Annotated in this window: 10 protein-coding genes; 4 read left to right on the top strand and 6 right to left on the bottom strand. The window is 70.1% G+C overall.

All coding sequences use genetic code 11. The features are described 5' to 3' along the window. From aspS to KBI44_18430, 3 genes are all read right to left on the bottom strand, one after another. On the bottom strand, positions 1-796 hold a 796-nt coding region (gene aspS, locus KBI44_18440), incomplete at its 3' end, for an aspartate--tRNA ligase (protein MBP9146465.1). A 28-nt stretch (positions 797-824) separates the two neighbouring features. Further along, positions 825-2,186 carry a histidine--tRNA ligase gene (locus KBI44_18435; protein ID MBP9146464.1) on the bottom strand — a complete coding sequence of 454 codons (1,362 nt, stop codon included), beginning with the start codon at positions 2,184-2,186 and terminating at the stop codon, positions 825-827. 11 nt (positions 2,187-2,197) lie between these two features. After that, the gene (locus KBI44_18430) at positions 2,198-2,725 is read right to left on the bottom strand and encodes a gamma carbonic anhydrase family protein (protein MBP9146463.1); all 528 of its coding nucleotides are present in this window, start codon (positions 2,723-2,725) and stop codon (positions 2,198-2,200) included. A 147-nt stretch (positions 2,726-2,872) separates the two neighbouring features. Between KBI44_18430 and KBI44_18425 the strand changes: the two genes are divergently transcribed. The 3 genes from KBI44_18425 (at position 2,873) to aroC (ending at position 5,415) form a co-directional block, all read left to right on the top strand. Next, positions 2,873-3,727: a cytochrome c gene (locus KBI44_18425; GenBank protein MBP9146462.1), complete on the top strand. Its 855-nt coding sequence runs from the start codon at positions 2,873-2,875 to the stop codon at positions 3,725-3,727. Positions 3,728-3,803: 76 nt separating this feature from the next. Beyond that, positions 3,804-4,205: an acyl-CoA thioesterase gene (locus KBI44_18420; GenBank protein MBP9146461.1), complete on the top strand. Its 402-nt coding sequence runs from the start codon at positions 3,804-3,806 to the stop codon at positions 4,203-4,205. Positions 4,206-4,212: 7 nt separating this feature from the next. Beyond that, entirely contained in the window at positions 4,213-5,415 is a 1,203-nt protein-coding gene (gene aroC / locus KBI44_18415; protein MBP9146460.1) for a chorismate synthase, read from the top strand. Positions 5,416-5,501: 86 nt separating this feature from the next. On the opposite strand, the gene KBI44_18410 is transcribed toward aroC, so the two are convergent. The 3 genes from KBI44_18410 to KBI44_18400 are packed head-to-tail and all read right to left on the bottom strand — an operon-like array spanning position 5,502 to position 11,095. Continuing rightward, positions 5,502-8,585: a diguanylate cyclase gene (locus tag KBI44_18410; GenBank protein ID MBP9146459.1), complete on the bottom strand. Its 3,084-nt coding sequence runs from the start codon at positions 8,583-8,585 to the stop codon at positions 5,502-5,504. Between the two features lie 44 nt (positions 8,586-8,629). Further along, positions 8,630-9,523 (bottom strand): DMT family transporter, encoded by an 894-nt coding sequence (locus KBI44_18405; GenBank protein ID MBP9146458.1) that lies wholly within the window; start codon positions 9,521-9,523, stop codon positions 8,630-8,632. 9 nt (positions 9,524-9,532) lie between these two features. After that, positions 9,533-11,095 carry a winged helix-turn-helix domain-containing protein gene (locus KBI44_18400; protein MBP9146457.1) on the bottom strand — a complete coding sequence of 521 codons (1,563 nt, stop codon included), beginning with the start codon at positions 11,093-11,095 and terminating at the stop codon, positions 9,533-9,535. Between the two features lie 113 nt (positions 11,096-11,208). On the opposite strand from KBI44_18400, the gene KBI44_18395 reads away from it, so the two are divergent. Further along, positions 11,209-11,413 (top strand): hypothetical protein (locus KBI44_18395; GenBank protein ID MBP9146456.1); only part of this gene is annotated, 205 nt, incomplete at its 3' end.

Below are 11,413 nucleotides of genomic sequence, written 5' to 3'. Positions count from 1 at the left end.
CGGCGATTCCGACCATCGGAAAGATGCGCGCGAAAAGCCCCTCGATGAGCTCGAAGATGTCCTCTTCGGTCGGGAACGACATCTCGAGGTCGATCTGGGTGAACTCGGGCTGGCGGTCGGCACGCAGATCCTCGTCGCGAAAACAGCGCGCGATCTGCATGTACTTCTCGAACCCGGCGATCATCAGCAGTTGTTTGAAGAGCTGCGGCGACTGCGGCAGGGCGTAGAACTCGCCGCGGTGGACGCGCGACGGCACCAGATAGTCGCGCGCCCCTTCGGGGGTCGACTTGGTCAGGATCGGCGTCTCGATGTCGAGAAATCCCTGCTCGTGAAAATAGGCGCGCACCGCGTGGGTGATCTCGTGGCGCAGCAGGAAGTTCCTCGCCAACTCCGGTCGCCGCAGGTCGAGAAACCGGTACTTGAGGCGGGTCTCCTCCGCCACCTCGGCGCGCGAGTCGATCGCGAACGGCAGGGGGTCGGCCTTCGAGAGCACCACGGCGCGCTCGGCCAGGACTTCGACCTCGCCGGTCGTCATTTTCGGATTCACGGCCTCGGGATCGCGCGCGATCACCGTGCCGAAGACCTCCACCACCCACTCGGAGCGCACCGGGTCGAGCGCCGCCAGGGCTTCGGCCGACTGGTCGGGCTTCGCCACGACCTGAGCGACGCCGCTCCGGTCCCGGAGGTCGAGAAAGAGGACGCCGCCATGGTCGCGACGCCGCTGCACCCAGGCCTTCAACAGGACCTTCGATCCGATATCCGCACGCGACAGCGTTCCTGCTCCTCTGCGCTTCATGACCTCACCTCGTGCCCGTAGGGCATGCTCACTCTTCGTCCACATCGGCGACCGCATCCGCGGGCAACGACATCGCGGGCGCAGGGCTCTCAAAAGCTCCAGTAAAGGGAAAAAATCTCTTCAGAGTCGGCGCGAGCTCCGACTCGTCGAGTTGCAGGCGCTCGCCGGTCGAAAGGATGCGGACATTGCAGGCGCCGTCGCCGGGTCGTCGTTCACCGATGTACACGATGGCGGGAGAAAGCATCGCCACGGCGCGTTCGTAGACCTTCTCCTGCTTTCCTGCCCCTTCGACCGACGGAATCCCGGAACGCCGCAACCTCTCGACCAGTCCGAACACCGTCGAAGTCTCGCCTTCTTTTACTGGAAGCTTTTCCGAGTCGGTGACCACCACCGGTCCGACAGAGAGAAACAGGCCGGCCCGGCGCGCCGGCGAGTCGGCGGGCAGCACATCGAGCAGCCGGTCTTCGCCGATGGCGAAACCGACGCCATAGGTCGGCGAGCCGCCCAGCTCCTCCACCAGCCCCTCGTAGGCCCCGCCGCCGCAGATCGCGTTCTGCGACCCCAGGCCCTCGGAGACGATCTCGAAGACGGTATTGGTGTAGTAGTCCAGGCCGCGCACCAGCCGCGGCGAAACCTCGAAGGCGACGTCGAACTGCTGCAAGGCGGCGCAGACCGCCGCGAAGTGGGCGCGGCTCTCTCCCGTCAGCGAGTCGCGCAGTTGCGGCGCCCCGGCAAGGAGCTCCTGCTCCTGGGGACTCTTGCTGTCCAGGATGCGCAGCGGATTCGTCGACAGGCGCCGGAGGCTCTCGTCGCTGAGCTTCTCGCGATGCGACTCGAGATAGCCGACCAGGGCCTCCCTGTAGGCGGAACGGGAGGCCTCGTCGCCGACCGTGTTGATCAGCACCTTGAGGTCCCGGAATCCGAGCTCGCCCAGGAGCGCGACGAGCATCAGCAGGACTTCGGCGTCCGATTCCGCGCCCTTGCCGCCAAGGAGCTCGGCACCGATCTGGTGGAACTGGCGATAGCGGCCCTTCTGCGGCCGCTCGTAGCGGAACTGCGGGCCGATGTAGAAGAGCTTCACCGGCTGCGGCTGCCGCGCCATGCCGTGCTCGACGTAGGCCCGCACGACCGCAGCCGTGTTCTCGGGGCGCAGCGTCAGATTGCGGTCGCCCTTGTCCACGAACGAGTACATCTCCTTGCCGACGATGTCGGACGACTCGCCGACGCCGCGCGCGAAGAGCTCGGTCTCCTCGAAGATCGGGGTGCGGATCTCGCGGAAGCCGTAGCGACCGAAGACCGCCCGCGCCACGGCCTCGACGGCGGCCCAGAGGGCCGAGTCGGCGGGCAGGATGTCGCGCGTGCCCTTCGGTGCCTGGAAGCGCTGCGCCATCTTCACCCTCCTCAGAAGCCCCTGCCCAGTGTCGCGAGATACTCGTTCTTGACCCGGACGTAACGCCGGGCGATCTCGCGGATCGCTTCGCGCTCGGCATCGGAGAGCGGCCGGACGATCTTCGCCGGCACGCCGAGCGCGAGTTGCCCCGCCGGCACCCGCATCCCGGGCGGCACGACGGCCCCGGCGCCCACCTGGGCGCCGCTTTCGACCACCGCGCCGTCGAGGACCCGCGCTCCGATGCCCACCAGACAGGCGTCCGCAAGTGTGCAGCCGTGGATCATGCAGCTGTGGCCGATGACGACGTCATCCCCGATGAGCAGCGGAAAGCGCTCGTGCGTGACGTGCAGGATGGTGCCGTCCTGGACGCTGGTCCGCGCCCCGACCCGGATCCAGTTCACGTCGCCCCGCGCCGCGGTGTGAAACCAGAACGAGCTGTCGTCCCCCACCTCGATCTCTCCTGCGAGATCGGCGGAAGGCGCCAGGAAGACCCCGCTTCCGAGCTGCGGCAGCTTCTCTCTGTAGGGGTAGATGGGCATGGGCGTCGGGGCTCGGAGTGGCTCGGCTGGCGCCGGGCGCCGGAAGCATGAAGGATACCGAATTCCAACCACACGAGTCGCCCCGCGTTGCCCGGCTACCCCGCGAGGCAGTCGCCCGGTCGATCCGGCCGTGCTAGATTTTCGGCCATGACCTGCGTGCACGGACTCCGCGCTTTTCTGCGTCCCTCCCTGATCGGACTTTTCGCCGCCGCCGCCTTCGGCTCCGCCGCCCTCGCCGCGACCCCCGAAGCGACTCCGGCGACCGGCCCCTCCTGGCTCGACAAGCTCGGCCGCAACTTCGACAAGTCCGCGCTCGGCAGGGTCGGCGCCCTGGGACCGAACGAGCAGGATCCCGAGCTCGCGGCCCCGGCCCCGAAGGACGGGAGCTGGCTGCGCAAGGGCTTCGAAGTGCGCGGCGCCGATCTCTTCCGCTTCACCTGCCGCTCCTGCCACGGCGCCGGCGGCCGCGGCATGGCGCCCGAGATCCTGCCGCTGGTGAACCTCGTCAAGGCGACCTCCGCCGAGTGGCAGAAGGATCAGGGCGCGGGCGCAGCCGACCGGGCGAAGCTCGCCGAGAAGCTCCTCCAGCACCAGATCACCGCCGGCGGGCGCTCGATGCCGGGCTTCAACTTTCTGGCCAACGAAGAGTCCGAGGCCCTCCTCGGCTATCTCGAGCACCTGGCGTCGATCGAGGATCCGAAGCACGCCGACCGCACGCTCCAGCTGCCGGTCGACCGGGTCGGCGAGCTGATCGTCAAGGGCACCTGTCAGACCTGCCACGAGGCCTCGCCGGCGACCGGCAAGCGTCCGACCGAGTCGGCCATTCCGCCCCTCTCCGGCATGACCGCCTCGCACTCGGCGAAGCAGTTCGTCGCCGGGTCACGGCATCGGAGCCAGGGCGCCCAGGGCGGACTCAAGGGCAAGGGGCCCGAGGTCACCTACCTGCGCGACCACGAGCTCGAAGCGGCCTACTTCTACCTCACCGCCTACCCGCCGCGCTGAGGCCGTTCTGAGCCACCGGCTGCCACCCCACCATGTCGACGTCGACGTGGAGGTGCGCTATTTCGAGACCGACCAGATGGGCGTGGTGCACCACGCCAACTACATCGTCTGGTGCGAGCTCGCGCGCACCCGCCTCTGCCTCGAAGCCGGCTTCCACTATGCCGAGATCGAGAAGCGCGGCCTCCTGCTGCTGGTGACCGGCGTCCACCTGTCGTACCGCTCGCCGGCCCGCTATGGCGACACCGTCCGCGCCGCCTGCTGGGTCGACAAGGTCAGCAGTCGCGGGGTGACCTTCGAGTACCGGATCGAGCGCGGCGACCCCGCCGGCGCGGCCGGCGCCACGCTCCTCGCCACCGCCTCGACCGAGCACGTGTGGGTCGACGCCGGGACGCGCCGGCCGGTGCGCTTCCCCGAGGAGCTCAAGGCACCGTTCGAGCGCTACCTGCCGATCGGCAACGCCGCAGCCACGGTAGACTGATCGCACCTTGCTCCGCCGCCTCTCCCTCATCACCGCCGGCGAAAGCCACGGCACCGGCCTGACCGCGATCCTCTCCGGCATGCCGGCGGGCCTGGCGGTGGACACCGGCCTTCTGACGCGCGATCTGGCCCGCCGCCAGCACGGCTACGGCCGTGGCCGGCGCATGCAGATCGAGCGCGATGTGGCGACGATTCGCGGCGGCGTCCGCGGCGGCGAGACGCTGGGGTCGCCGATCGCCCTGTGGATCGAGAATCTCGATTCGCCGGCCTGGCTGCGCGCCATGTCGACCGTGGCTTCGGAGATCGACCCGGCCTTCGCCGAGTTGCGGCGGCTGAAGAGCCCCCGTCCCGGGCATGCCGACCTCGCCGGCGGCGAGAAGTACCTGCGCCGCGACCTGCGCGACATTCTCGAGCGGGCTTCGGCGCGCGAGACCACGGCGCGGGTCGCCGCGGGCGCCCTCGCCAAGATGCTCCTCGCCCGGCTCGGCGTCGAGATCGCGAGCGGGGTGGTGGCTCTCGGGCCGGTCGGCGCCGGACGGGCGACGCCCTCCTGGGAGGAGATCCGCCGGGTCGACGACGACTCACCGCTGCGCGCCGTGGACCCGGAGCTCGAAGCCGAGATGGTGCGCGCCGTGGACGCGGCGAAAGCCCAGGGCGATACCCTGGGCGGTGCGGTCACGATCATCGCCCACGGCGTGCCGGTCGGGCTCGGCTCGCACGTCGCCTGGAACGACAAGCTCGACGGGCGGATCGCGCAGGCCATGATGTCGGTGCCGGCCGTCAAGGCGGTCGAGCTCGGTTCGGCGATCGCGGCGAGCCGCGGTCCCGGGAGCGCGGCGCACGACGCCATTCTCCAGCGCTCGCCGGACGGCCGGTTCCCGCGCGCCACGAATCGCGCCGGCGGGCTCGAGGGCGGCATCACCAACGGCGAGGACGTCGTGGTAACGCTCTACAAGAAGCCGATCGCGACCCTCCGCGCGGGCCTGCCGAGCGTCGATCTCGACGACCTGGGCAGCGCCGAGCCGCACCTCTCGCAGTACGAACGCAGCGACGTCACGGCGCTGCCGGCAGCCGGCGTCATCGGGGAGTCGATGCTCGCCCTCGTCCTCGCCGACGCCTGCCTCGAGAAGTTCGGCGGCGATTCGATGGCCGAGCTCCTGGCGCACTACACCGCCAGCCGCGACCTCGCCCGCCGCTGGCCGCTGGCCTGAAATCCCGGAGAGTCCTTCGCTGCGGGAGGTCGCGGAGCCGGCGACGTCAGTGGCGCCCGCCGTCGCCCGCCGCACCCACCGCCGGGTCAACCCGTCTGCGTGGCGTTGCCGCCGGCGCGTTTGGCGCGGTAGAGCGCCTCGTCGGCGCGGCGGAAGAGCTCGGCGGGGTCCTGCTCGATCGTCGGCTGCGTAGTGGCGAGACCGCAGCTCACGGTCACCACCCGGCCCACCTTCGACGCCGCCGTCGGAACGCCCAGGCGCTCGACCCGCCGGCGCAGATGCTCGGCCACGAGCAGCGCTCCGGCAGTCTCTGTCGCCGGCAGGATGACGGCGAACTCCTCGCCGCCGTAGCGCGCGATCGCGTCGCCGCGGCGCACCAGGCCGTCAGCGAGGCAGAGCGCCACCGACCGCAGGCATTCGTCTCCGACGAGATGGCCGTAGGTGTCGTTGTAACCCTTGAAACTGTCGATGTCGATCATCACCAGCGACAGCGGCGACCCGGCGCGCAGACAGCGCTTCCACTCGTCCTGAAACAGCTCGTCGAAGCGGCGTCGATTGGGCACCGAAGTCAGCGCGTCGACGTAAGAGAGATCCACCAGCAGCTCGTTGGCACGTTGCAGCTGTCGGGTACGCGCGTCCACCAGCTCTTCGAGCGCCTTCTCGCGTCGAAGATGCGCCCGGGAGCGCGCCCGGAGAGCGAGAAAGACCAGGAATCCGGCCGCGCAGAGCAGCAGCAGCTGCGCCCACCGCGTCTGCCAGGGTGCGGGCCGGATCACGAAGGAGAGCTCCTCCGGCCCCGCGATGTTGCCCGAAGCATCCCTTCCCCAGACGCGAAAGACGTAACTGCCCGGACCGAGCGCCGCGACCTCGCGACTCACCGCGGAGGTCCAGGTCGACGGATTCTCGTCGTAGCCCGAAAGCTGCGTGCGGTAGCGAGTCAGCGGCTCGCCGAAGAAGCTCAGCAGGGCGTACTGAAAGTGAATCCGGTTCCGGTCGTGCGCCAGGGCGCCGCGATCGAACAGCCGGCACTCCGCGCAACCGACCGGCTGGGCGGTCAGGCGGAGACGCTTCGGCCGGTGATCGCGGAACTCCCCGGCGGGGTCGAAGGCCGCAGCGCCGCCGATCGTTCCGATCCAGAGGCGCCCCGCCTCGTCCACGCGGCCGGCACCGCGGTTACCCTGGTTGAGCGGCAGACCGTGCTCGGTCGTGAACTCCTCTTTGGCATACCCGCTCGCGGTCGGCGTGAGGCGCGACACGCCCCGATTCGTGGACAGGTAGATCCGGCGGTTGCGGTCCTCGAGAATCGAATAGATCGTGCCGTTGGGTAGCGGGGGAGCTCCGAGCCCGGAGATCGGTTTGGGGGTGGGCTCGGGATCGTCCATGGCGAGGACCAGGGCGCCACCGCCGTCCGTTCCGATCCAGAGCATTCGGCGCCCGTCGGCGGCGGTGCTCTGGTGAAGCGACTGCACCGAACGATTGCTGAGGCCCGAACCCTCGTCCCAGTGCCGCCAGGCGCCGGCGGAGTTGCGGAACAGGCCGTTCGTCGTGCCCACCCAGAGCTCACCCGCGCCGGCGCGATCCCGCGATCCGAGGAGCGCGAGAATCGAGTTGCCGCCGAGGCCCGCCTCCTCGCCGCTGCGGCGCCAACGATCGCCATCGAAAGCGTCGAGTCCGTTCCGAGTCCCCACCCAGAGTGTGCCCTTGCCGTCGGCATCCACGGTCTCGACCAGAGACTGCACGAGGTCGCTCTGCAGGTCGCCACCGGCCTGATCGAAACGCTGCCAGCGCTCGCCGTCGAAGCTCGACAGACCACCGTTTCGGGTTCCGACCCAGATCCGGCGGCGGCCGCCGATCGCCCTCGACTCGGCCAGCGTGAGGACCGTGTCGTTGCCGAGCGCACCCGACCGTTGATCGATCCTCGTCCACACGCCGGCTCGCCAGACTGCGACACCGTACCCGTCGGTACCGAGCCAGAGTGACGTCCCTCCGTTGGGCTCGGCGCGGTGGAGGATCGCCGTGACCGGGACATTCGGCGTCTCCGGGAACGGCTGAAAGGCTCGCCAGAGCCCCTCGGTCATGCGGATCAGCCCGTTGTTGCGGGTTCCGAGCCAGACCGCCTGGGCGCCCTGTTCGGCACGCGTCTCGAGGACCTTGTACACCGCACGCGAAGCGAGGAGGGCTCCGAGCTCCACGGTGCGGATCGCCCCGTCACGCAACTGCGCGACGCCGCCGCCGTCGGTCGCGATCCAGAGGGCATCGGCGCCACCGGACGGGCTCGCGGCGAGATCGGTGACGAACAGGCTCGGCAGACCCTCGGCGAGACCGAACCGGCGCCAGACGCCGCCACGGAAGCTCCACAGCCCGCCACCGTAGGTTCCGACCCAGACTGCCGGCAGGCCGTCCGCACTCTTGGTCTCCAGAAGACTGCTCACCGATTCGTTCGGGGCACCCTCGGGAATCTCGATCCGGCCGTCCGAGAGCCGCAGCGTCGCCGGACCGGCCGTCGTACCGATCCACAACCGCCGCCCCTCGGCGCCGTCGGTCGCGAGCAGCGACCAGACCTGGGCGCTCGGCAGACCGGCCGCCGGTCCGAAGCCGGTCCAGTTCGCTCCGTCGAAGCGCAGCACTCCGCTGTCGGCGGTCCCCACCCAGAGCACCGGGCTGCCTTCGGCACCCTGGGTCTCGAGCAGGGCGTTGACCCGCTTCTCCTCGAGTCCGGTGGAACCGAAATCGACGTCGACCCATTTGCCGTCGCGCCGACGCGCCAGCCCACCCGTCTGGCGCCCGAACCAGAGCGAACCGTCGCGGGATTCGAGCATCGAGCGCACGAAGTTCGACCGGTCCGGATGCGGCAGGTCGAGACGCGTCCAGGCGTGTCCGTCGTAGGCGGCCGCTCCGTCCTGAGTCCCGACCCAGAGCGAGCCCTCACGATCGACCGTCAGGGCGTGGATGGTGTTCTGCGGCAGCCCGTCGACATCCTGGAAGAGCCGGCTGTAAGGCCGGCCGGCGGTCATCGGATCGCGCAGCCGGGCGAGATCGCCGGCCTCCGCCTGGGCCACCGTGGCAAGAAGCATCGGCACCGTGAGCGCGAGCCCTGCCGCAACCCGCCACCGCCGGCGCCACTCCCGGCTCGCGGCCACCGGTTCAGCGGCAGGAAGGTCTCGCGTCACGATTGCGGAAGAATAATCGAAGTGCCGCCGGCGGTGGGGTCCGGTCAGAGCACGACCAGCGCGACGCCCACGGTCATCAGACCGACGGCCGCGAACTTGGCCGCGGTCACCGGCTCGGCGAAGAGAGTGCGCCCCCACACCACCGCGAGAACTCCCCCGACTCCACGCTTCACGGTTTCGAGGAAACCGACCGGAACCCCGCCGAGCGCCACGAGCTGACTGCCCAGCGCGACGGCACCCGTGGCGACCGCGAGCATCAGCAGCCATCCGCTGCCGCGCAAGCCCCCGAGCGTTCGCAGGTCGCCGCGCACACCGAGCACGGACAAGGCGCCCAGCGCCACGCCGCCATTCAGCACCAGTGCGTGCAGATGCGGCGACCCGGCGGCCAGCGCCTGCTTGTCGAGCAGCAGGGTCGCCGACCAGAGGAGAGCGACGCCCACCATGAGACGGCAGCCGCGGTCCTCGAGGAGGCCGGAGAAGAATCCCTGCAGACCGCTCCCTTCGCGCAGCGTGAGCAACAGCGCTCCGAACACCACGAGAAGGAGCCCGGCGACGGCTCGCAGGCCCAGGCGCTCGCCGAGAAAGAGCGCCGCGAGGACGGCGGCGAAGGCGGGCGTGAAGGAGAGCATCGGCAGTGTCTTGGAGAGCGGCGAGAGCTGCAGCGAGCGGAAGTAGGTGAAGTTCGCGACCAGGTTGATCACGACCGAGCTGATCGCGGGCAGCCAGTAGCCGGGCTCTGCCTGCAGGACTCCCTGAGGGCCACTCGCCCCGCTGAGCGCCGCCCAGATCGCCAGCGGCGGCAGCGCTCCGAGCGTCACCCAGGCGACCAGCGCCATCGCCTCGACGCGCGCCGAGAGGAGGCGCCGTTCGAGGTCGAACAACGACCAGCCGACCGCCGCGACGAGAGCGAGGACGACCGCTCCGGACAGATCCGACATCCGGGCAGTCTACAGGCCGAATCGCGCGTAGATCGCGACGAAGCGCGGGTCGTGGCGCAGACTGTCGAAGGCCGGGCTCTCGCGGCCGTAGAGGAAAGTGTCGACGTCCGGGCAGACGGCGGATCGGGCGAGCTCGGCGAGCGCCGCCTCCGGCTCGCCCGCCCCGGCGAGCGCCTCGGCCAGCGGGAAGGAGCGCGGTTCGATGCCCTGCGCGCGCAGCGCCGCGTAGCGCTCGAGTCGCCAACGCCAGTAGCCTTCGAACCCCTCGCGATCGATGGCCGCACGCAGGGTCGCCAGATGCTCCGGACGTTCGTTCGTGAGACGCCTCTCGCTATAGAGCGACTCCAGGGCCTCCTGCTCCCTGCCCAGCTGGACGAGCGGCCGGGCGCGATTGCGGTACACCCAGGTGAACTTCGGCTCGAGAACGAGCACGCGTTCATAGGCCTCCAGCGCCGCCAGCGGTCGATCCGCTCGCAGGAGGATGTTGCCGCGGACACCGTAGAGGAGCGCCGAGAGGGGTTCGAGCGCCAGCGCCTGATCGATCTCCGCGAGGGCGCGCTCGTGCTCGCCGGCGATCGTCAACGCCTCGGCGAGGAACTGTCGCGCCGGCACGAACTTCGGATCGAGCGCGACCGATCGTTCCAGATTCGCGATCGCGCGCCGGGCGTCGAAATCGACCTGGAGCGCCAGGAATCCCGCCGCGCAGAGCGCGATCGGATCGTCCGGATCGAGCCCGATCGCGAGCCGCGCCTGCTCGGCAGCCTGTGCGCAGGCGGCCTCTCCCCCGCCGAGGTAGCTCGCCCGGGTCATCAACGAGAGCGCCAGCCAGGCGTGAGCCTCGGCCGATGCCGGAGCCTCCTTCACCGCCTCCTGCATCAGTTCGGTGGCACGACGCACCGACTCGACTCCGCGTTGCGCCCAGAGGTTGCGCGCCTCGAGCACCAGACGCTCGACCGCATCGGGGACGGGAGGGGCAGAACGCGACGGCGCGAAGAGGGGGTGCTCGCCCGAGGCGAGGACGAGCCACCCCAGAGTGCCGGCCACGGCGAGCCCGAGCGTCATGGAAATCAGGCGGCGGCGACGGTCCGCGGGGAGCCATCTCGGGCTTCCCGCGAGCGCTGGCTTGTCTCCCTCGACCGGAGGCACCGCACGACGCTCCGAGATCTCCGCCGCGCCGCCAGCCGCAAGCAGCTCCGCGCCGGCCGGCCCCGGATCTCCACCCGGCGGCTCTTCGAGCCAGCGCACTGGCGCGACGAGACGGTAACCGCGTCGCGGCACGGTAAGGACGAAGGTCGGGTGCGAGGCGTCGTCGCCGAGCGCCGCCCGCAAGGCGGAGAGTGTTTTCGGGATGACGCCTTCGACGACGAAGGCGCCCTTCCAGACCTCTTGCAGAAGGGTCTCTTTCGACACCGTCTCGCCCGCGTGGCGCGCCAGAAAGACGAGCAGGTCCATGGCCCTCGGCTCGAGCGCGACCGAATCGCTCCCGCGCCGGATCCGGTCGAGCCCGGGCTCGACCCGCCACGGTCCGATCTCGAACGGCCGCCCCTTCTCCGCTGCGTCCTCCCGGCTCATGACCGCATTCTAGGGAAAGGCGGAAGGATTCCGTGAGAACCAGGTAACCGATCGGGAAAGACAGCGGACCGGGGGCGGGGCGAGTCTCTGCGGATCTCGGAAAGGAGATCCAGATGCCCCGAAGGAACCGCACCTCCTTGCTGGCGTTCGTCGCCCTCCTCCCCACCCTGCCCGCCGCACCGTCGTTCGCGCAACCCGGAGAGCTCGGCCCCGTCGGCACCCAGTTCTGGAGTCAGGCCTCGGACGGCCTCGGAATCGGCCCCCAGGCCGACGCCGGTTTCGGCACCGCGCTTGCCGCTGGCGATTTCGACTGCGACG

The organism is Thermoanaerobaculia bacterium, from assembly GCA_018057705.1.
Classification (GTDB): Bacteria; Acidobacteriota; Thermoanaerobaculia; order Multivoradales; family JAGPDF01; genus JAGPDF01.
Note: the sequence above shows the minus strand (reverse complement) of the source record. Positions and strands in the feature narration are given on the sequence as shown.